At 34.8% G+C, this 19,532-nt stretch carries 27 protein-coding genes and 1 pseudogene; 20 read left to right on the top strand and 8 right to left on the bottom strand.

Translation table 11 applies throughout. The features are described 5' to 3' along the window. Nucleotides 1-49: 49 nt before the first annotated feature. From JO40_RS02985 to JO40_RS02960, 6 genes are all read right to left on the bottom strand, one after another. Nucleotides 50-1,114, bottom strand: a complete 1,065-nt coding sequence (locus JO40_RS02985) for an ankyrin repeat domain-containing protein (protein WP_044977839.1) — start codon at nt 1,112-1,114, stop codon at nt 50-52. A gap of 21 nt (nt 1,115-1,135) precedes the next feature. Beyond that, on the bottom strand, nt 1,136-1,987 hold the full coding sequence (locus JO40_RS02980; RefSeq protein ID WP_044977838.1) for a DUF2262 domain-containing protein: 852 nt from the start codon (nt 1,985-1,987) through the stop codon (nt 1,136-1,138). 254 nt (nt 1,988-2,241) lie between these two features. Further along, nucleotides 2,242-2,436, bottom strand: coding sequence for a hypothetical protein (locus tag JO40_RS02975; protein ID WP_044977837.1), 195 nt, complete (start codon nt 2,434-2,436; stop codon nt 2,242-2,244). A gap of 4 nt (nt 2,437-2,440) precedes the next feature. Next, entirely contained in the window at nt 2,441-3,010 is a 570-nt protein-coding gene (locus JO40_RS02970; protein WP_044977836.1) for a hypothetical protein, read from the bottom strand. 55 nt (nt 3,011-3,065) lie between these two features. Further along, nucleotides 3,066-3,737, bottom strand: a complete 672-nt coding sequence (locus JO40_RS02965) for a hypothetical protein (RefSeq protein WP_044977835.1) — start codon at nt 3,735-3,737, stop codon at nt 3,066-3,068. Between the two features lie 88 nt (nt 3,738-3,825). Beyond that, entirely contained in the window at nt 3,826-4,413 is a 588-nt protein-coding gene (locus JO40_RS02960; protein WP_044977834.1) for an SMI1/KNR4 family protein, read from the bottom strand. A gap of 199 nt (nt 4,414-4,612) precedes the next feature. Between JO40_RS02960 and JO40_RS13935 the strand changes: the two genes are divergently transcribed. The 15 genes and pseudogenes from JO40_RS13935 to JO40_RS02900 all read left to right on the top strand — a co-directional run bounded on the left by JO40_RS13935 (nt 4,613) and on the right by JO40_RS02900 (nt 14,182). Further along, entirely contained in the window at nt 4,613-4,768 is a 156-nt protein-coding gene (locus tag JO40_RS13935) for a hypothetical protein (protein WP_162472560.1), read from the top strand. 10 nt (nt 4,769-4,778) lie between these two features. Beyond that, entirely contained in the window at nt 4,779-5,444 is a 666-nt protein-coding gene (locus JO40_RS02955) for a DUF4272 domain-containing protein (RefSeq protein ID WP_044977833.1), read from the top strand. An 89-nt stretch (nt 5,445-5,533) separates the two neighbouring features. Continuing rightward, a complete protein-coding gene (locus JO40_RS02950) occupies nt 5,534-5,989 on the top strand; it encodes a DUF2004 domain-containing protein (RefSeq protein WP_044977831.1) in 456 nt (151 codons plus the stop codon). Between the two features lie 71 nt (nt 5,990-6,060). Beyond that, entirely contained in the window at nt 6,061-6,594 is a 534-nt protein-coding gene (locus JO40_RS02945) for a DUF2271 domain-containing protein (protein ID WP_044977830.1), read from the top strand. An 86-nt stretch (nt 6,595-6,680) separates the two neighbouring features. After that, on the top strand, nt 6,681-7,451 hold the full coding sequence (locus JO40_RS02940; protein WP_044977829.1) for a hypothetical protein: 771 nt from the start codon (nt 6,681-6,683) through the stop codon (nt 7,449-7,451). 36 nt (nt 7,452-7,487) lie between these two features. Then, nucleotides 7,488-8,282 (top strand): hypothetical protein, encoded by a 795-nt coding sequence (locus tag JO40_RS02935; protein WP_044977828.1) that lies wholly within the window; start codon nt 7,488-7,490, stop codon nt 8,280-8,282. Between the two features lie 24 nt (nt 8,283-8,306). After that, entirely contained in the window at nt 8,307-9,800 is a 1,494-nt protein-coding gene (locus JO40_RS02930; protein ID WP_044977827.1) for a gliding motility protein, read from the top strand. Nucleotides 9,801-9,808: 8 nt separating this feature from the next. Further along, complete coding sequence (locus JO40_RS14040) at nt 9,809-9,985, top strand: hypothetical protein (RefSeq protein WP_170225377.1); 177 nt, start codon at nt 9,809-9,811, stop codon at nt 9,983-9,985. 1 nt (nt 9,986) lies between these two features. Then, complete coding sequence (locus tag JO40_RS02925) at nt 9,987-10,499, top strand: hypothetical protein (protein WP_044977826.1); 513 nt, start codon at nt 9,987-9,989, stop codon at nt 10,497-10,499. Nucleotides 10,500-10,503: 4 nt separating this feature from the next. Then, on the top strand, nt 10,504-11,238 hold the full coding sequence (locus JO40_RS02920) for a hypothetical protein (protein WP_044977825.1): 735 nt from the start codon (nt 10,504-10,506) through the stop codon (nt 11,236-11,238). 27 nt (nt 11,239-11,265) lie between these two features. Then, nucleotides 11,266-11,568 carry a tetratricopeptide repeat protein gene (locus tag JO40_RS02915; RefSeq protein WP_044977824.1) on the top strand — a complete coding sequence of 101 codons (303 nt, stop codon included), beginning with the start codon at nt 11,266-11,268 and terminating at the stop codon, nt 11,566-11,568. A 29-nt stretch (nt 11,569-11,597) separates the two neighbouring features. Further along, the gene (locus JO40_RS02910; RefSeq protein ID WP_044977823.1) at nt 11,598-12,446 is read left to right on the top strand and encodes a BRO-N domain-containing protein; all 849 of its coding nucleotides are present in this window, start codon (nt 11,598-11,600) and stop codon (nt 12,444-12,446) included. A 2-nt stretch (nt 12,447-12,448) separates the two neighbouring features. Then, nucleotides 12,449-12,652: pseudogene (locus tag JO40_RS15150) on the top strand (hypothetical protein); the annotation flags it as partial. A 15-nt stretch (nt 12,653-12,667) separates the two neighbouring features. After that, the gene (locus JO40_RS02905) at nt 12,668-13,459 is read left to right on the top strand and encodes a HEAT repeat domain-containing protein (RefSeq protein WP_044977822.1); all 792 of its coding nucleotides are present in this window, start codon (nt 12,668-12,670) and stop codon (nt 13,457-13,459) included. Nucleotides 13,460-13,477: 18 nt separating this feature from the next. Further along, nucleotides 13,478-14,182 carry an ABC transporter ATP-binding protein gene (locus JO40_RS02900; RefSeq protein WP_044977821.1) on the top strand — a complete coding sequence of 235 codons (705 nt, stop codon included), beginning with the start codon at nt 13,478-13,480 and terminating at the stop codon, nt 14,180-14,182. Nucleotides 14,183-14,239: 57 nt separating this feature from the next. Here JO40_RS02900 and JO40_RS02895 read toward each other — a convergent pair whose 3' ends face one another. Together JO40_RS02895 and JO40_RS14995 are read right to left on the bottom strand one after the other, a co-directional pair. After that, nucleotides 14,240-14,956 carry a leucine-rich repeat domain-containing protein gene (locus JO40_RS02895; RefSeq protein ID WP_044977820.1) on the bottom strand — a complete coding sequence of 239 codons (717 nt, stop codon included), beginning with the start codon at nt 14,954-14,956 and terminating at the stop codon, nt 14,240-14,242. Between the two features lie 2 nt (nt 14,957-14,958). Then, nucleotides 14,959-15,093 carry a hypothetical protein gene (locus JO40_RS14995; RefSeq protein WP_255805129.1) on the bottom strand — a complete coding sequence of 45 codons (135 nt, stop codon included), beginning with the start codon at nt 15,091-15,093 and terminating at the stop codon, nt 14,959-14,961. 215 nt (nt 15,094-15,308) lie between these two features. Here JO40_RS14995 and JO40_RS02890 point away from each other — a divergent pair, with 215 nt between their 5' ends. The 5 genes from JO40_RS02890 to JO40_RS02870 all read left to right on the top strand — a co-directional run bounded on the left by JO40_RS02890 (nt 15,309) and on the right by JO40_RS02870 (nt 19,479). Further along, the gene (locus JO40_RS02890; RefSeq protein WP_044977819.1) at nt 15,309-16,283 is read left to right on the top strand and encodes a hypothetical protein; all 975 of its coding nucleotides are present in this window, start codon (nt 15,309-15,311) and stop codon (nt 16,281-16,283) included. Nucleotides 16,284-16,349: 66 nt separating this feature from the next. Further along, on the top strand, nt 16,350-17,333 hold the full coding sequence (locus tag JO40_RS02885) for a DUF6630 family protein (protein ID WP_044977818.1): 984 nt from the start codon (nt 16,350-16,352) through the stop codon (nt 17,331-17,333). A gap of 176 nt (nt 17,334-17,509) precedes the next feature. Then, entirely contained in the window at nt 17,510-18,601 is a 1,092-nt protein-coding gene (locus JO40_RS02880; RefSeq protein ID WP_044977817.1) for a DUF6892 domain-containing protein, read from the top strand. A 46-nt stretch (nt 18,602-18,647) separates the two neighbouring features. Then, nucleotides 18,648-18,968 (top strand): hypothetical protein, encoded by a 321-nt coding sequence (locus tag JO40_RS02875; RefSeq protein WP_044977816.1) that lies wholly within the window; start codon nt 18,648-18,650, stop codon nt 18,966-18,968. A 28-nt stretch (nt 18,969-18,996) separates the two neighbouring features. Beyond that, the gene (locus JO40_RS02870) at nt 18,997-19,479 is read left to right on the top strand and encodes a GNAT family N-acetyltransferase (RefSeq protein WP_044979683.1); all 483 of its coding nucleotides are present in this window, start codon (nt 18,997-18,999) and stop codon (nt 19,477-19,479) included. The last annotated feature ends 53 nt before the right edge of the window (nt 19,480-19,532 follow it).

The following is a 19,532-nucleotide window of genomic DNA, read 5'->3' as shown; positions in this document are numbered from 1 at the left end:
CTCATTTTGCCGACTCAAAGAACTATTTTTTATAAGTTTATATTCTCAATCATCTGTTATAATTTATTTTGTCTAAAGGAATTGGTGTCGGATTTGAAAGCACCCAGAGAACCGAAAGTTCACGCAAACGCTCTGTTATAACTTCTTCATCCTCACCGTTTGCACGTATGCTTGAAATCAGCTCTTTGGTCTCTTTCAGTTCTTCCTCAGAAAGCGGTGTACCTGAAGCAAAATGATTTGGCAGAGAATTAAGCATATTTCTATAATCTTTATCCCAGTTTACTCCGCCATTTCGATATAGCTCATCCTGCACCCTGCCTGTTATACGGATAACTTCTCCCTGTACTGTTTTTGCAGCTCCGGTTGAAGGAATCAGCATCTCCCAGAGTTCATCGTATTGTTCTCTCCAAGAACCCGTCTTTACAATAATGGGAGAAACGCCGTCATGTGTCTTGCGTTTTGGAGCAGGCTTTACATCAAATAGTGTATAGAGTTTCTCAAATCCCGCTTCTGTTTCAGCCAAGTAATCTTTATTAAAGTTTTCTCTGTGAAATTCAAAATCCTTACCGATTATTTCAACTCTTTCCGCCATTTCAGTCGTTACCTCAGCACCTGCCTTTATTAATATTTCTGCAATTTCTGCCGCCTGTGCAATATTAATATTTCTGCAAGTAGCAAGGGCTTCGGCTAGCGGAGTTCGTCCCATATCATCTTTTGCATTAATATCTGCACCTTTTTCAATCAAAAAACTTACTATCTTAGGTCGGAAAAACCCTGCTGCCGTATGCAGAGGTGTACTCCCATATATATCAGGTTTTTGTATATCTCCTCCTAATTCATACAGCAGTTTTACAGTATCTCTGCCCAGAGTGGCATGTTTATATAATGGTGTACGCCCATAATAATCGAGTGTATTTACATCTAAGCCCTGTTCTACGAGCCAGATCACAAGTTCATCAGGAACACCGCCATAATGAAGCGCCGTATTGAGGCTGTATCTGCCGTTATGAGCGGTAAGCTCACATTTATCATAGACGGCTTTAAGTGCTTCAACATCTCCTGCTGTAATCAGTTCATCAAAATTTTTAGGTAAGGTCACTCTTTTTTTTGCCATTTTTCTTCTCCTTATATTTTCTTACCCTTCCATATCGGCTGACACAATCCCCTTCTTAGGGCTGCCGCAAACTGTTATGCTATGTCCGAAGAAAAGGTCGTCATCATCAAAATAGGCAGAAAATGAACCGCCTGATGTCATACAAATTGAACTGAGGCTAATTCTTTTTGCAAAACTTTCTTCTGTAATTTCAGAAGTTTCATCATCAGATTCTGCCCATTCGCAGGCGAGTTTAGTAAGCTTTTTTGCAGCAAAACTACGCAGGTCTGCATCCCATTTTGCCTGTTCTGACACCATTGTTTTCAGAGCTTTTTTAGCCTTTGTTATTTCACCCTTATTATCCTTATCTACATCTAATGTAATATTTATTTTTCTATCCTGCCAAATAATACTTCCTTGAAAACTTTTAATTTGTTTATCATAAATTAGTTCACCTAATATATCATCTTGTAAAATTATAGGTTTTCTATACTCTGCAAGTATTTCTTTCAATTCCTTACAAGCCGCATTTTTTTCAAGAACTTCCACAACTAAAAAATGTTTTTTTGCCGGTAGTGCACCGTTTGGAACTTCCTCAGGAAGCTTTGCACGCACCTTTAATTTGTAAATGGTTTCGTCTTCAAATTGATATGGCAAATTTTCTTTATCTGTGACAGGAAATACTATACGCCCTTCTTCTTTATGCAGTTCACCTGTTTCACAGTCCACATAAGCTAAGAAATAAGCAGCCCAGTCCCAAAAACCGTTTCTCAAACTTCCGCCGCCGCCTTCGTGTCTTAGAACAATAATCTCTTTTTCCTTTTTCTCAAAAGAGTCTTCCCATTCTTTTTGTGTCATTTTATTTCTTAGCCGCATGTATTCAATTAATTCCATTATTTTCCTCCAATAACTGCCGACATTGCCATAACCGCTCCAAATATCGGTATTGCATCTCTTAGCAAAAATATAATCATGTCAATAATAAATCTTTTAATCCGGTTATAACCTCTAAGTTTATACTCTTTCATACTATTCAAAAAACTTAAATCATCCTTATATTCCTTACTCTCGTCATCATTTACACCCTAATCAAAATCCATCTGATTATTCATTGTAAACTTCTCCAACTATTTTCTGTCTTAATATTTTTATATCTCATCTTCGCTTAATTCTCTAAAATTTGAAATATGATACCCAAAATAACATTTTCCGGATTGACCTATAAAAATTCCATGTTCCGGCATATTAGCTATCTCGCCTAAGTAAACCATAGGCATGTCATCAGAAAACGGATATTCCAAAGATATTTCATCTTTAAGAGTAACCAAAGTTTTTTCTTTCATTGATTTAAACTCCGATGAAGGACTGTTTTATTTCAGACAGCTCTTTTAATTTTCTTTCCAAAATCACTGCATTCATTCCGTTTTTGATTGCAATTTCATAATACTTATCAAATTCGGGATTATTATTTTGTTTTACAACCGCTAAAAGTTCTGCAAAATATCCCCAAACATTATTATAGCTTTTTGTTGAAGTATAATCTTCTCTTTTCGGCATCCACTTGAGTTTTACAAAGAATTTGTAAAGTATCTTACTCCAAGTTTCTACATCATCATCATAGCAAAAAAACTTGGTCTCAAACAGACTGCCGAAACGCCTGTCCCAAAATTTTACATTGTCTGGCAGATACCAACTATTACGGGTATCGCGGCATATCAATTCTGTTATTATTCTTTCAAGTATTTCGGATGGAAAACCTCCGGTACAACCGTAACTTCCGGCAACTGAAGTTTGTGCCGCTTCCTCTTTAAGTTCTTCATAGGCTGTGCTGCTATCAAGCAACAACAAAGCAATTTGGGCACGGTGACCAAATGCTTTTCCTGCACTCAATATTCTATATTTCTCAATCTCGTTCATAGTTCCTCCAAAATTCTTACATATCTAATGGTTTGTCTGTTAATCGTTTATTGCCTTACCCCTGCCTTCTGTCTGTATTATTTATTCGTGCGGAGGGTTGTTGATTGTAATTTTCAATTTCTTCTCTGCTCATCCCCACAAGCTCCATTGTCCATACTCCTACAATATCCGAAAGTATAGAATCACAAATATACTCTTCTTTACCGTCAAGATACTTACAGGAAAATATCGGTTCTCTTGTTGCTGCTTTATAAAATTTCATTGTGATATTCTCTAATTTATCAGGAGAAAAAACAAGCGACAGACTGTTTGCAATATCGCTTCGCACCTTGTCCCAATCCTTATTTTGAGCCTTATATCTCTCCCGTATTTTTGATATATATCCATTACAATAAGTTTTTAACAGCTCTTTATTTTTATAAATATGTTTACAACTAAAATCGGAAATACAGCCGGTATGGATTAAAAATGTCAATAAGTCATCTAAGCTTTCTGCCGCTCGCCCAACTTCACCTTCACTTCCGATAAAACCTATACTTCCATCTTCAAGAAAAACATATTCTCCTCCGCTGCCATCTTGTGCAAATGACTTACATCCAAGAGAGTATTCTTCATTATTTTCCAAAAACTGAGTATCTCCTGTTTCCTTATAAAAATAAATATCACACTCATTCATAAGCAGAATATTTAACTGCTCATTTTCTCTGATATATTGTAGTTTATCCATTTTAATTCTCCTCCATAAAATCATTTTCCTATTTTTAACATTTGACATTTTCCTTTCAACTATTTTCAAATCATAAGGTTAGCTTGTTTTAATCAATTTCTGCAATTATCCCATCAATCAATTCCGTAATACTCGGCGCTGTATAAACCACTTTATCAGGATCATGGATATAGCAGATAATCTGACCTTCTTTTCCCGTTGTATCCGGATCAAAATCCAACATCAAAAAGCAGCTGTCACAGTACTCTGCAAAGGGAATCCATTTTTTATTAAAGAGATAGGGTTTAATCCTGCTGTCCTTCATATTTTCAATATCTTCGTTTGTAAAATAATCCGTAAATTCCGTTAAGAGCGCATCTCTGTTTTGAAAATGTTCTTTTGTGTTTGTTACAGCCTGTAAGCTCATCAGATTAAACGGCATTTCTATTTCATCTATAACGCAGGGAAAAATGCTTAAATATTTGCTTCCATTTTTATATCGGTAAAGTTCTTTGAAGTCTTCCGGAAGGGTTATACTGAACTTCTTCTCAAATACTGATAGCTCTTCCTCTGAAGCTCCGGAAATTTCCTGATAGTCGTCCAGATATTCTTCTTCGACAGGATCATCCAAATCCCATTCTTCAAAATGCTCACATATATACTTTTCTATCTGTTTAATCTTGTCAATTAGTTGCATAACTTTCTCCTAACTTTTTTGTTCCTAATTTTATTTGCTCGGAGGATTTAACCACTGATGTTCCTCGTCTATGCTCTGCGCCGGAGTATGTTGATTAATCCGAAGCGTATTAAAATTATACTATTTTTTATAGTGTTTTTTCTACAGGTTATCAACAATCTCTTTTTTTGATATAATAGTACCGGTAAATAAAGGAGATATGATAAACAGTTCGGCAGAAATTCAGCCTCACTGTTTATCTGACGAGTTTTGTGCTTTGCACAAAACATCGCATTATTATATGTGTGTGCTTTTCGGCACACACTTGAAAAAACTTTTTTCGCAAATTGATATTTGCTGCAAAAAGTTTTTATAGGAGAATTATTATGTACATAAAACCTGAAGATCGGCGTGAAAAATCGAATGCAAAAATAAAGGGAATGGGCATTGCCTGTATGGAAGAACTGCCTTTGCGGGAATCATCAAAAGAGGCGAAGCTTAAAAGCCTTGAAGAAATCTGCGACAGAGCCGTCGCATGTCTTTTGTCGATTCAATTGGCCGAAGACATTCATAATGAACAAGGGTATGAAGAATCGAAGGAGCTTTTTTTAAGTTTGCTTGAAAAATACGAAGTATCGGACTGCCTTTTGGAAAAAGAAAAACGGCTTTTTGACGGAACATACAGTGAACAGGATGTCATCGATGTCTGTTGGACTTATGAAGCTTATTGGTCGCTTCTGTGGGCTTTGGGTTTGGTCGAAGATATTTCGTATCCTAATGACATCTGTGATGTGGAGCGAGCGATAAAACTGGTCGGCGATACAGATGGAAAAACTGCGTTTAAAGCACAATGCAGGTTACGAGGGATAGAGGAAATACTGGATATGCTTGATCTTCACTATCGTTATCATTGGGCAACGGAAGAAAAGCGGCTCCGCCCCGAAACGGAAATCAAAGACTTAAATCCCGATGTTTTAATGGAACGAAGGTGCGGACTTGAATGGCTTATTTCCGAAGAAAGCGATTGGTTCGATATTTCGATGGATACATAATAATTATTGAATAGTATATTATTTATCAGTGTATATGTCCATAGAAAAAATCTAATTTTTTGATATACTGAATAATAGGAGATTAAACTATGAAAAAAATAGAACATCAATACTTCGGTCAGTTGAATCTTGAGGCAACAGATGATGTGGAAGTAATTTGGGAAAAAGAGATTCAGGGGATAGACACATGGCTTTGGCTCGGAAAAAATGTAGAACCATCTACCGGCATACTCGACTTTTATGCACGGTTTCTTGAGAGCATAGACGATAAAATAAAAGAAGCAAGAAAAGCACTTATAGCATATTTAAAAGATGACAGTTACTATATTGATTTTCATATTGAAGAATGCGGACTCGAAGATTTGCCGAGTGATATTACCGAGTTTGTAAGTAAAATGACGATAACAAATGTAGGCTTATGGATTGACACTGAAAAGCCGCACATCACAATGGATTTTATGATTGCACCTGATGAAAGCGATGAAATACTCTGTGTAAAATTCGGCGAAGATGCAAAAATTATTTCCATTGATTGGGAAAGTTAATATTATTTAATTACTAGGTTTGCAAAATTCCGCTTTTTGATGTATAATAAATAAAATAAGGTAGGTGTAACATGAAAAAAATAATATTGACTATTTTAATTATATTTACATCCTTTTCTGTAAATATATCTGCAGAGGAACTGAATATCCAGAAAAATACCATAAGCATTAGTTTTGATTTTAGTAAAAAATTAAGACTTGCGAGTAATCAATTTGCTGTATGGGTCGAAAACGAAAACGGAATGCTCGTAAAAAATTTATTTGTTACCGATTTTACAGCAGGAAAAGGTTGGAAAAAAAGACCTGAAAGTTTGCCTTCATGGAGAAAAGCCGTAAAAGATGCCGACATAGATGGAATAAGCAGTGCGACTCCTAAATCCGGAAAGATTCAATTGCAATGGGATATCAAAAATGAAAACGGGGAACCGGTAGAAAAAGATATCTATAAAATATTTATTGAAGCAAATATAAAATGGGAAAATACCGTCTTATTTACATGCGAAATAAAGGTAGATGACAATATTACAATAGGCGAAATTACAGAAAAAATCTCGGGAAAAGATTATAATAAACAAACCTTGATAAAAAATGTAGAAATAAAATAAATCAAGACAAACCTCTTTTGAAATATCCAAAATTGTATTGATACCTTGGAGATTTTATAAATGAAAATCTGACGGTAGAAGTCATTATGGAAACGAACAATATAATAAACGGACTAAAACATTTATCGGAAGGACTATTCCTACCCGAAGAATGGATTGATTGGTGGAAACAAAATGAAAAATTTGCAAAACAATTTTTGTCGCCACGGTGGTATTTAAAGATAAAACCTAAGATGTCACAAGGTTTAATGGGTGCCGCACTAATATCTCAAAATTCGGCTCGTGAATACTTAAAATCTATAAATCAATCTTATAACGAAAATTCACAAGTCAATTATATGGAAGGATGGAGAAAGCAAATAGATGATATCTCCTTGAACTGTGACAAAGTTGATATTATTGATTTTGACTTGAAATTTACCAAATTGAAGCAAAGTTACCCTAACTTGTTTGCCGTAATAAAAAAACACTTATTGAAAAGTGATGTTGTGGAAAATAATTTAACCGAAGAAAAATTAACCTCATCATTCTTTTATAAATTATTACATAGTGATGTGATTACATTTTTTTATTGTATTTCGCAATTAAAAATGGAAGGTATTCTTATTGATTTTGATATGTTAGAATTACGGGAGGAATATATTAAATTGGGGGAATTGTGGTTGAATAGTGATGGGGATGAGTTATATATCAGGCCATATGAAGCTTCTGTATATTTTCATGATATAGGGAAAAATCAAATACATATTATAAATAAATCATTTAACTTATTTATTGAAAATGATTTGAGCCGTTTTGTCTATGAAAATGCATTGCCTAATACTTTTTCAGGTTTTTCAAATCAACAGCCCCGATAAAAAATTAAACCATTATTTTTAAGGAAAGAACAAACTGTGATTTATATTAAATTCTATAGCAAAACTAAAGATTGTTTTTTAGAGGACATCAACAGAAAACCAAGTGCCGAGATTGAAAAAATAATAAGCTGCGACGCTGACATTATCTATCAATCTCCTTATACAAATAAGATTATTTGGGCTGCAAAACGGTTGGACGAAAATTGTGTACGCATAATGGTATTCGATAAAGCTGCAAACAAAATTGCTTCTATAAAAATGGAAGATGAATTGAGCGATTCAGATATAGCTTTTACAAGTTTAAATGAAGAAAATCGCATAGTAGTATCCTTTCCAGCAGGACAGGACGGCTCTCAAGATTATTGCATAGAATTAACTCAAAATGAGCTGAAAATAATATATAAGTTTCCTAAAAACTTATCGTATATGTTTAGCTTCGATAAGTATGCTTTGCTTGCTGATTTTTACAATTCAGCTTTTTTTAAAATTTTTTCCTCGGATTTTACGCCGATTGCTGAAAAGACATATTCTTTATTTAAAGAAGATTCATTATCCAATGTACAGAAAATCAATGATAGTTTTGGAATATTTTGTACCACTGAAGGGAAGTGCTATGTATTTAATTTATCTACACTTGAATTAATTGATGAGCTTATTATTGATTGTAAAACAGGTGATTTAGAAAAAAATTGGACTGTGAATGCATTATTTCAAACAAGGGATGAGATGATATTCCAATATCGCAATTATAAGAATGGGAAAGAAAGCATTGAATGGATCAGCGCAGATAAATTATATTTAGATAGACTTATCAAAGAACAAAAACTGTGATATAATTAAAAAAAAGGATAAATTATGAAAGCTAAAAGCGGAGATGTATACTGTGTGTATAATTCATATTTAAAAAAATATACTGCGTGCCAAATAACCAAGATAGAGGAAGGTGATAAAAAGCCGAAAGCAGTGCTGCTCTGGTTAGATTGGTCGGGTGAACAGCCTCTCAAAGAGGAAGAATTACCTTTACTAAAGCCGCTTTATCAGGACTTTATGTACTGGAAACGTGGTCTGCATCTTTGTAATGTTGATGTCATGGTGCCTGCGAACCATATGTTAATCGGTAACATGCAGCCATTAACCGATGAAAGTACAAATACCTATGCAAGGTCTTCGGGAAACGGATACGAAGTATATCGTCAACTTAAATGGCAGGAGATTCCTAAAGAGCAAAGAGATGCTTTTAAAAAAGCGGAGAGCAGTAAGGAAAAAATTATATTTGCCGGAAAAGAAAGAGCGGTTTCCAAACATCGCATACATGATGATGTTCCTTTTGAAAATGCGCTGGAATTAAAAGTCTTTCCATGCTTATCCTATTTAGCATGTAAAAAATGGCATACCGGTTTATATGAATATTTACAATCATGTCCGTTTTTAGATGAGCTGGTACTTGAAAATCATCAGCAAAAAAAATTGGATTTTTCCAATGCGCATTTGCACAAACTTTCTATTGATATGAACGGCGTGGAAGACCTTTATCTGAATAACGAATTGGAAGAACTTATTCTGTTAGGTGAAGTAACAAATAACTGTAAAATACATGCTGTTGAAAACGGAGCTTTATTACTTTTAACAGCAACTAAAATAGTGCCTAAAATACAGGGGCTAAAAGACTTGGGCAAACTGCATTGCTCAGAGATTACAGAACTTGATGTAGCCGAGATTCTAGAAGCATACCCGATGCTGAAGGAATTGCGGCTATGGGGCAAACCCGGTATTCTTTCTAACCTTTCTATGCTATCCCAATTTACAAAATTGGAGGGCTTTACCACGGTTGATTTATTCGGTTTTTCTGCCGAAGATATTCCGGAGCCGGAATGTTTACCTAACTTACATTGGTTTTGGATGAGCAGCCTGCCGGAAAATGCAGCCAAAAAAGCTAAACAGCTTTATAAAAAGAGAAAAGAAGAAGGGCTTGATCTTTGGATACAAAAGCCGCGAAAACCGGAATGGTTGGCGCAGAACCTTGACAATCCGTTCCGCTCATGGGACGGACAAGAAAATATTTCCGCAGCGAATGCCAAGAAAGCAGCCGATTTATACAAAAAAACAAGAGCTGAAATCCTCAAATTAGAACAAAGCTCGCCGCTCGAAGCAGCACGGACTGCCGAAGCTTTGGTTAGGACATACACCGAAACCTTTAATAAGATGGACAAACGCAAATATTTTATTGAAACAGTAGAAAGAGAGGATATCTATTGTGCTCTTACAGAACTTTTAGATTTAATATCGCCTTCTCTATCTATCAATAAAGAAAAGCTCTTGGAAATTTTTGATACGACACGGGATTTTTAGGATAAATAATGTTTCCGAATTATTTGGACGGCGCAACTATTTTAACGATTACTCACTTAGCCGAGGATTCTGAAAATGAATTTGCAAAAAAGATATTTGCAAGGATAAATAAAGATTTCGAGAATCTTTCTCCCAAAGAACAGGAAGTTTTCACAGTAAATTTTCCGCATATCTTTAGAAATTAACATGAATAAAATTGTAACTACAACAGTAATGGTAATTTTTACTCTTTTAATTTTTACAGCCGATATAGTGTTAATCACAAGATTTTTCACACTGATAAAACAAAGAAGATATAATGATTTGGCTCCTCTTTGGGGCGGGCTTCCCGATTTGTTTTCGAAAATTGAAAATAAATATCTTAAAACTTTTTTGAACTACATCATGCTAAATATTGCGGTGTATATCATCGGGTACTATTTCCCAAAGACAGGAGTTTTTACCGGAACTCTTAAATTTTCTTTTGATATTGTTATCGAGGGGTATAGATTTTTAGTATCGTTTATAATAACGAATTTGTTTTTAGCTATTAGTCAGCTCACAAGAAAAATAAAAATTTTTCAACAAAATACAATTTCGGCTAAAGTATACTACATTGAACTTATCATCATTCCCATTATTGTTATTTTTTCTCTTTATTTTTTTGACAGCGTTTTCAAAGTATTTACAAAGTATTATTTTGAATTATCTATGGAGTAACGATATGACAAAGTATTCAAAAGAAGCATTAGATGAAGCATTGCTGCAAGCGCAAAGCAATGATATTAGCATGAGAAGAAAAGGGATAAAGTTTTTAAGACAAGCCTCTTGTTTGGAAACGGGTACGAAGAATACCTATCCGATAAGAGATTGGTTTTCTGAAACTACAAATTACACAAAGCTTTTTAAAATAGTAAAATCAGAAAAAGATCCGAAACTGTTATGGGAATATTTATTTTTGATTAAAACATATTGTGAGCGTTATATTGATTTAGCTTATTTGGTAAAAGATTCTCAAAACTTTATCGCAAAAAAAGAAAACACAGAATTCAAAATAAAGGCTTGTGAGCTCGGAAAATTGTTTTTAGTGCATCAGGATGCCTCTGTACGGCAAGCTGCAACAAGCCTGCTTTGGTATTTAAAGAAAACTTCCGAAGTTTGGCCTGTAATCATAGAGCTTATGCAGAAAAAACGGGATTATATAACACTTTCTCATATCGGCATAATGATTCACAATTGTTATTCACTTTTGAATGATGATAAAATTATTACAGACTCGTTTGGGAATGCTGTGGCAAAAGAAAATCTTATTTCACTAAAGGATGCAGAAGCTTTAAAAGAAGCCGTATTATTTTTATTGGAAAAAACTCCTAAGGCTGCAAAAAAAGCCGGCTTTAATTCCGTATCTGAAACACTGGACAATATAATTACAGCACTTACAAAAACGGTAAAAAAATGATAAAATAAACATTATAGGAGATAAAATATGAATGGAGAATTATATCTAAAAAAGGGTCTTTTTCAACTAAACAAAAAATTGTATGATGAAGCATTGGAGACTTTGAATAAGGTAATCGAACTCGATGATGATCTTGCCAGTGTTACATCTGCGAAATGTATTTTAGGTGAATATTATTTTATTCATCAAAACTATGAAAAAGCAAAAGAATTTTTATCATGGATTTGCGACAGGCAGGATGAGCTTGAAGAAGAGTTTGACGATTTACTTTCAGAAGAAATTGATACCGCATCTGTGCTGATGGAGCTGATTGAAAAATATAAGCTGTAAAAGCGGCGGATGCTAAGGAGGACGATATCGTGGATAACGAAGTAAAGTTATTTGAAGATAATAAAATACGCTCCGTTTGGGATAACGAAAAAGAAGAGTGGTATTTTAGTGTTGTGGATGTTGTGGGAGCCTTAACGGATAGCCCTAATCCCAATAATTATTGGAAAGTTTTAAAAAAAAGGTTGAAAGATGAAGGAAATGAGTTGGTTACAATCTGTAACCAACTGAAAATGAAATCTCCCAAAGATGGGAAAATGTATAAAACCGATGCAGCCGATATGCAAGGCATATTTAGAATTATCCAATCTATTCCGTCACCTAAGGCGGAGCCCTTTAAGATGTGGCTTGCCGAGGTGGGAAAAGAAAGAGTTGATGAAATCATAGATCCGGAATTGACAATTGATAGAGCTTTAGAAACCTATCTTAAAAAAGGCTATACTAGGGAATGGATAAATCAGCGCTTGCAAGCTATTCAGGTAAGAAAAGAACTTACCGATGCATGGCAAGACCATGGTGTAAAAGAAGGCAGAGAATATGCTATTTTGACAAATGAAATATCTAAAGCATGGAGCGGTATGACCGTTAGACAATATAAGGATTTTAAGAACCTCAAAAAAGAAAATCTAAGAGACAATATGTCGACACTTGAACTTGTTCTTAATATGCTTGCAGAGGCTACCGTTACCGAATTAACCAATACTACTAACCCTAAGGGGCTTGAAGAAAATAAAAAAACGGCACGACGCGGCGGAAGCATCGCAGGAAATACACGAAAAGAAATAGAAAAAGAAACCGGAAAACCCATAATTAATTCAAAAAACGCAATCGATTTTTTACGTCTTATAGACGGCGTGGCAAAAGATAAAACTAAAAATTAAATGAAGAAGAATATTTATGGTCTGAAGTTTATAATGAAGATGATGATTATCTCAGGTATGAAGATGAGAATGTTTTTCCCGATGATCTTTTTTACAGTTTTTATTATTATTCTTTTGAGGTATTAAAAATATATCGTGAAGAATTTGTTAAATTAAGAGATACGGAATTTGCAGTAAGAGCAAAAATACTTTCTTCATGGTTTTAAAAAAGGAATAGATTAATGTCGAATTCAATGGAAAAGATTTTGCAAGAACTTGAAGCGGAGCGGTTACGCCGTCAAAATCTTACAAAAGAAGATTTACAAAAAAAGTATGCCGAGTTACAAAGAACCGGTTTTCCTCTTAGCGAATGTATCGGTTTTATAGCCGATTTAGGCGGCAGTAATCAGCTCGCTTATCATTACAAATTGATTTGCAAAGACTGGGAGCGAGATGATCCGTTGCATTTGGATAACAGTTTCGATAAACACGATTTAGCGGGGATTGATTTTCTTTTTGCGGCTATAAACAAAGCTTCAACCGAAAAAATACGGGTATTCACCGCCTATCTCATTGCCGAAATTCTTGTGAGGTCGAAACATCGCGATTTTTATACTGCTGCATGCAAGCGTCTTGTGCCGATACTTGTTTCGCATATAAATACGAAGGACTGTGTTCTGAGACGCAAAGTGCTGATAGCTGTCGGGTGGATTGGGACAGCACAAGAGATCGGTATTTTTAATGACAGAATGCTCCACGATGAGGATAGCCTTTGCCGTGCATGGTCGGCTTCGGGGCTATGGCAATTATCATGTAACAGACTGCATAGTCAAACAATACTGCCGAAAGTAAAAGATGTTTTTAGACAAGCAATCGCTGCGGAAAAAGACCCTTTTGCATGCGGCGTAATGATAGAGTCGGCGCAGAGTTTATTCGGTAAAAAATGGATATCGTCTATAACTGTTGAAAATGAAGATGCGGTAAAAATAGAAAAGGCTCGCAAATCTGCTGTGCGATTTTTAAGTAAGGATTAAATAAAAGGAGATGTAAAAATGGGCGAAACTATTATCCGTATGGAAAACGTTACAAAATTATATGAAATGGGTGAAAGCGTCGTGCATGCCCTGCGAGGCATAAGCTTCAGTATAGATCAGGGAGAATTTGTTTCGATAATGGGTCCGTCCGGTTCGGGAAAGTCTACCTGTATGAATATGATAGGCTGTCTTGACCGTCCGACAAGCGGTATATTGGAAATCGGCGGAAAAGAAACGGCAAAGATGACGGAAAAAGAACTTGCTGTACTGCGTAATAAAACGATCGGCTTTGTGTTTCAGCAGTATCATTTGCTTCCAAATATGACGGTTTTAGAAAACGTTATGCTTCCGTTACGCTATCAGGGTGTGGAAAGAACAAAACGCATTGCACTTGCAAAAGAAGCTTTGGAGCATGTCGATATGGGCGATAGACTTTCCCACGGTCCTAACGAACTTTCCGGCGGTCAAAAGCAGCGTGTCGCCATTGCACGTGCAATGGTAACAAAACCGCACATTATCTTAGCCGATGAGCCGACCGGTGCTTTGGACAGCAAAACAGGAGCTCAGGTTCTTAACCTCTTTAAAAAAATAAATGAAAGCGGAACGACAATTGTTATTGTTACTCACGACCCGGGAATCGGAGCAAGTACGGATCGATGTATAAAACTTTTTGACGGAAATATTCAGTCCGACGAACAGCAGGTTCCAGAGATGCTAATCTGAGAATATCCATTTGTACAAATCTTTTTAAAGGGTATAATAATTTTATTACAGTATGAACTAATGAAGATGTTTATTTTGTGGAATATTTTTAAACTTTTCTGCAAACCTATCATTCCATATTTTGTAGTCCTGAGCAGGCATATTAACAGATAGGAATTCTAATTTTTCAAGTTCCAAAACAGGCGAATAATCTCCGTTCAATAGCCTAAATCCTGTTGTATGAAGATTTTTAATATTCTTAAGACTTTTTAAAAAATCAAAAGAATCTACTTTAATTACATTTCCCATAGAACTATGAATTCCCAGTTGTTTAAGATTTTTTAGTTTGTCTAATGGCGAATAATCCGTTACGCCGGTAAAGTTAGATAATATAAGCACTTCTAAATTTTGCATTTCGCCTATGGGCTGCAAACTTTTTACTCTTGATGAAGCATATATTGAAAGTGCCTTTAAGTTTTTTAATTTTGCAATACACTGTATATCCGAGAAATTGCCCTGAAATATAACAAGTTCTTCAAGTGATGTTTGATTACATATCGCTTCCAATAACTTCTGATTTACAATACCCGTTACTAATAGTTTTTTAATGTTTGTTTTTGTATTGTTAAAATAATCTATCCAACTTTTTAAAATATTGTCCCTGTCTTTTTTTAAGGGATATTTTTCTTCAGATAATCCATAGCAATATAATTTTAGAATTTCTTCTCCCTTATAATCTTTTAATTCTGTAATAGAATTTCCTGCCCATTTTGCATTCCAATTATAGTAATTCATAATTATTCCTCTATGTTCTTGTTGTAACTATACCGCACTTTTTTATCAGCGGTAATTTCTTCGTATATATTCTCCATGGTATTGTAAATATCATACCCACTGTCACTGTCTATAATTTTTACACCGTCTATTGCCATTTATCATCTCTCCGTTCACAATTCTCATTTCATTACATATTTGATACCATTATACTCTTTTTAAGGTATTTTTTCTACTGTCAGATTTTCATCTTTCCCCCTTAAAAACAATAAGGAAAAATGATATAATTAGGATATGAAAAAATAAGGATTAATTGGTGAAGAATATCGGCTGAAAGGATTAGGTATATTGAAACAAATAAGGAGATAAAAATATGAATAACCTAAAATTAAGTTTATTGAAAAAATGGGAATTGGATAGTGAGCTTTCGTTTGTGCATGGCTCTGTTTTGTTGCCGGATGGAACTGCTATAATTCTGACTACAGGCGAGAAGAGCGATTGGGGTAAATTTTACCTCCTTGTGCTTTCTGCCGATGGCATAAAAAAGATTCCGATTGAATATGCGGAAACATCAGGCAGAGATTATCCTGTGCTTTTTCGATATGGTGCAAGTTTCGGACTCATCATTTCGGCAAAAGAAGTGCGGTATTACTCCGGCATTCATTTCTCTCCGGAAATAATTCCGATAAAAAATAATTCACGGCTAAGAGGAAGCATTGTACCGGAAAAAGCTCAACAGAGGTGTTTTCAAAATATATCCGACAGCAAGACAATTCCCGTTTGCTTTGAAAATGAATTTTATTGCGGGGACGCAAGATATTTTGCTCTTTTGGAATTTGATGCTGCTGCAAAATCTGCCGAATGGAAATGTTTTTCTACAATAGATAAAAAGGCATTTACACATCAAGATGACAGATGCGTAGACGCACCTAAAATAGACAGCATTAAAATATCGGATAAAGAAATCTATGCCTTTACTCCGGGCGACAGCCAAACATCGGTTAATAAGTGGGGAATGAATTATTATGCCCTTGCAAGTATTTCCGAAGATGGGAAAGTAATCAAAAAATTTATCGAATCAGATGACTTAAAAAAAGACGGTAAAAAAGGAGGTATCAACGGATGCTTTACGGATTCTCAATATGTGATAATGACTCCTCTTTTTAAAACCGATGATTGGAAAGGCAAGCAAAAAGTTTTTTCACTCAACACACGTGAATATTCCGATATTACCTTTCCAAGAGGAATGTCCAAACACAAACTCGAAAACATCTCAGGCGAAATATGCCTTACCTCGTTTTACGATAGAGGACTAAAAGAAATAGCATTATGCAATATAAATTCATAAATCAACAACCCCGACGCAAGCGTCGGGGTATTAAACCCTCCGCACGAATAAAAAAAGGAATGGAATATGAACGGAAAAAATATCGGACGAACTGTATCGTGGGTGTACTACAAAGACGAAAAACTCATAGGCGGGTCGGCATTTGATATACAACTCTTTCGGCAGATATTGGAAAACAACGCAAAGTTTTCGAATCAAGCTAAAGAAATGATAGAGACACAAATTAAAGAACAAAATATTTTTGATTGTATTTCACTCAAAAGCTCAAAATACACCAATCGCTTTTACGAAAATGGCGGCCATAGAGCATTTATACCCGAAAGTATCTGTATGGTTGATTATTGTGAAGATGAAATCTTTGCCGTTGTGAGAATCGGAGATCGTTGTGAAATTGTTTCTTATGATTATGACATCACAGGCGATGAGGGACAAGAGTGGTTCAATTTTATAGGAAAGAACAAGCCTATTTTTGATAAAAAAATCATTGAGAATATAAAAACGGTTTTAACGCAATACGGACAACTACAAATAAAAATACTTGAAGAAGAAGACAGACGTATTTGGGAGGAAAAAGAAAAACTTGCTTGCCGGAACAAAAGCTTACCTGCCGATACGGAACAAACTTTTTTATCGCTTTGTAAATTACTCGGCATATCTCCGCAAAAAGCCAAGAAAATATACCATACAGCATTGGAGCAAGAAAATATTTGTGTTTCTTTGATAAACGATTTTATAGATTTGAACTATTTGGCAATGTTCGATTGGAAGGCGGATGTGGGAGATATTGTATACGGTTACAATCTATTAGCAAAAAAGATAAAAGCGAATATGCTTCACTTGGATAAAGATACGGAATTTGAACCGCCGGAAGTTTTCCGTAGGCTTGCTTCGATGAGTGACAAGGTATTATATCTTATCGACACAAATAGCGATTGCTATATTTTAGGTTTGTCAGATAAAGAAAATAGAGAAAAAATTATAAGTGCTTATAAACAACTGTTCAGCCTGCTTCAATCTGAAAATACGATTGAAATTGTGAACACTCGGTAATAAAGGAAAGAATGAAACAAATAATTGCATTTTGTATATTTATATTAACTACTTTTACACTATCTGCCGATGAAGAGGATCGAGTTATGACTATTTCAAAACAATATATTATAAGCCCTGACAAAATTGTATCAATAGAGCTATGAAAGAAATATTATATGCTAAGGAGATATAAAATGAGTATTATAAAAAGCAAGGAATCGAACAAACAGGATAAACAGCCGGCTATGCCGCAACAGAAACTTCATATCAATTTAACTAAAAACGGTTTGCATATTAATGATGAGTTTATTGAAAACCTATCAATAGATATTCTTGCGGAGAAATTCGGTGAATATAGAAAAGTATTGCGTAAGCCGCCTGATGGAACAATAAGTAAAGATGATTTAGAGGAAATATATATCTGGGATAATATAGGAATAAAGAGTTTTGTTTCCAAAGGACGTATCAGCGAACTAGACATAAGAATATGTGAAGATAAGGAATGGGAGAAAAAAGTAAAATTTTCGTTTTTCGATGTAAATCCCAAGCAGGTGTTTCCCGGCATTTTTACGATAAACGGTAAAAATATTTTGGAAGCTATACCTCAAAAAACATTGAGAGGTGCTTATATATTTTTAGAAATGAAAGTGGGAAACTGGAAAATAAATTGTTCATTGTCGAGTAAATTAAACTCGGTTCTGGATGCAATATCTTTTCAGGAGCGTTTGAGAAAATCAAAAACCGATGAGATAGCCGATTTGGTACGTGCCGAACCTGAACCTATACGGGAGATAAGTTTTTGGTATAAACCGCCGAGGGTGTTAAGCGGTAAATGGGCGCTGCCAAAGACGGAAGGTGAAGTGTTGACATTTACAAACTTCAATTTTAAACTTGCTGTTATCCAAGAGTTGATGTATGAACAAGAACTGCTTAAACCGAAATTTGATGTATATGATTTTTGCAATGATTATGCAAAAAAAGAAATAGATCCCGATGATTACTACGATAAGATGATACCTGAAGTAAAAAGCTGGTTTCAGCAATTGGAAATTCCTGCTGAATTGGCCCCAAAGGTAACACAGCTGTTTCTTGATGGCGGAAATGAAATTAATATGCAGCTTATTCCGCAATGGGACGGCGAGGATAATCTATTTGATATTAAGTCTATTTCTGATGAGGAGTTGGCACAGTTTCCAAACTTAAAACTTATTGACGGCACCGTTATTTATATTTCCGAAAAAGCAAAGAAAAAACTTATCAAGAAAGGAATTAATATTGCAGAATAAAAGTTTTATATGGAAAGAAAAACTTTAAATTTGTAGGAGTTAAAAAATGAATGGAGAAGAATTTGTAAAACTTTGCTATAAAGAAAAAGAAACTATTTTGAATGAATATTTTAGCGAAAGTTCTTCCACAGCAGTTGCAAAAAAAGTAAAGAATTTAATGCGAGCCGGAGTCGGTAAAGATGATTTATATAAACTCATAGATTCGGTTATGACAGATGCTTATTATACATTACTTCTCGGATTAGATGGAGCGGCTTCTTTGGGCGGTAAACAAATATCATATAAAATCTACGACGAAAAAGGAACCTTGTTAAATAAATGTGGCGAAATTGAAGAACATGCATTTACATATTTTATGGAAAGATAAAACTAAAGTTTGTCAAAAAGGATATATTATGCTTCATTTGGAAAAAGTAAACGGGAAAAACATTTGGGATATTCTGAAACTGCAGGTATCGGAAACACAGAAAAGCTTTGTTGCTGCCAATGATATAAGCATCATTGAAGCCTATATTACAATCACCGCAAATGGTTATGCATTTCCATTCGGGATATATGACAATGAAACACCGGTCGGATTTTTGATGATCGGTTTTGATGTTCATGACTATTGGATTGATGCACCTGAAATAGCAAAAGGGAATTATAATCTTTGGCGGCTGATGATTGATAAAGCGTATCAAAACAATGGATTTGGAAAAGAAGCAGTTAAATTGGCTCTAGATTTTGTTAAGACTTTTCCTTGCGGAAAAGCTGAATATTGTTGGTTGTCTTATGAACCTGAAAATCAAGTTGCACGTAAACTATATAGCTCATTCGGTTTTGTTGAAACAGGAGATATGGATGCAGAAGAATTTATCGCAGCGTTAAAGCTATGATATAAAAGAGATGTAAGATTATAAAATACATGGTTTATTATAATGACTGAGCG

The organism is Treponema putidum (assembly GCF_000755145.1).
GTDB classification, from domain to species: Bacteria; Spirochaetota; Spirochaetia; order Treponematales; family Treponemataceae; genus Treponema_B; species Treponema_B putidum.
The sequence above is the reverse complement of the archived record's forward strand: the minus strand, read 5'-3'. Positions and strand labels throughout refer to the sequence as shown.

Coding starts and splice junctions, on each gene's coding strand:
- JO40_RS02985 (WP_044977839.1), bottom strand. CDS start 1,114: ATGGCAAAAAAAAGAGTGACCTTACCTAAAAATTTTGATGAACTGATT.
- JO40_RS02980 (WP_044977838.1), bottom strand. CDS start 1,987: ATGGAATTAATTGAATACATGCGGCTAAGAAATAAAATGACACAAAAA.
- JO40_RS02975 (WP_044977837.1), bottom strand. CDS start 2,436: ATGAAAGAAAAAACTTTGGTTACTCTTAAAGATGAAATATCTTTGGAA.
- JO40_RS02970 (WP_044977836.1), bottom strand. CDS start 3,010: ATGAACGAGATTGAGAAATATAGAATATTGAGTGCAGGAAAAGCATTT.
- JO40_RS02965 (WP_044977835.1), bottom strand. CDS start 3,737: ATGGATAAACTACAATATATCAGAGAAAATGAGCAGTTAAATATTCTG.
- JO40_RS02960 (WP_044977834.1), bottom strand. CDS start 4,413: ATGCAACTAATTGACAAGATTAAACAGATAGAAAAGTATATATGTGAG.
- JO40_RS13935 (WP_162472560.1), top strand. CDS start 4,613: ATGATAAACAGTTCGGCAGAAATTCAGCCTCACTGTTTATCTGACGAG.
- JO40_RS02955 (WP_044977833.1), top strand. CDS start 4,779: ATGTACATAAAACCTGAAGATCGGCGTGAAAAATCGAATGCAAAAATA.
- JO40_RS02950 (WP_044977831.1), top strand. CDS start 5,534: ATGAAAAAAATAGAACATCAATACTTCGGTCAGTTGAATCTTGAGGCA.
- JO40_RS02945 (WP_044977830.1), top strand. CDS start 6,061: ATGAAAAAAATAATATTGACTATTTTAATTATATTTACATCCTTTTCT.
- JO40_RS02940 (WP_044977829.1), top strand. CDS start 6,681: ATGGAAACGAACAATATAATAAACGGACTAAAACATTTATCGGAAGGA.
- JO40_RS02930 (WP_044977827.1), top strand. CDS start 8,307: ATGAAAGCTAAAAGCGGAGATGTATACTGTGTGTATAATTCATATTTA.
- JO40_RS14040 (WP_170225377.1), top strand. CDS start 9,809: ATGTTTCCGAATTATTTGGACGGCGCAACTATTTTAACGATTACTCAC.
- JO40_RS02925 (WP_044977826.1), top strand. CDS start 9,987: ATGAATAAAATTGTAACTACAACAGTAATGGTAATTTTTACTCTTTTA.
- JO40_RS02920 (WP_044977825.1), top strand. CDS start 10,504: ATGACAAAGTATTCAAAAGAAGCATTAGATGAAGCATTGCTGCAAGCG.
- JO40_RS02915 (WP_044977824.1), top strand. CDS start 11,266: ATGAATGGAGAATTATATCTAAAAAAGGGTCTTTTTCAACTAAACAAA.
- JO40_RS02905 (WP_044977822.1), top strand. CDS start 12,668: ATGTCGAATTCAATGGAAAAGATTTTGCAAGAACTTGAAGCGGAGCGG.
- JO40_RS02900 (WP_044977821.1), top strand. CDS start 13,478: ATGGGCGAAACTATTATCCGTATGGAAAACGTTACAAAATTATATGAA.
- JO40_RS02895 (WP_044977820.1), bottom strand. CDS start 14,956: ATGAATTACTATAATTGGAATGCAAAATGGGCAGGAAATTCTATTACA.
- JO40_RS14995 (WP_255805129.1), bottom strand. CDS start 15,093: ATGGCAATAGACGGTGTAAAAATTATAGACAGTGACAGTGGGTATGAT.
- JO40_RS02890 (WP_044977819.1), top strand. CDS start 15,309: ATGAATAACCTAAAATTAAGTTTATTGAAAAAATGGGAATTGGATAGT.
- JO40_RS02885 (WP_044977818.1), top strand. CDS start 16,350: ATGAACGGAAAAAATATCGGACGAACTGTATCGTGGGTGTACTACAAA.
- JO40_RS02880 (WP_044977817.1), top strand. CDS start 17,510: ATGAGTATTATAAAAAGCAAGGAATCGAACAAACAGGATAAACAGCCG.
- JO40_RS02875 (WP_044977816.1), top strand. CDS start 18,648: ATGAATGGAGAAGAATTTGTAAAACTTTGCTATAAAGAAAAAGAAACT.
- JO40_RS02870 (WP_044979683.1), top strand. CDS start 18,997: ATGCTTCATTTGGAAAAAGTAAACGGGAAAAACATTTGGGATATTCTG.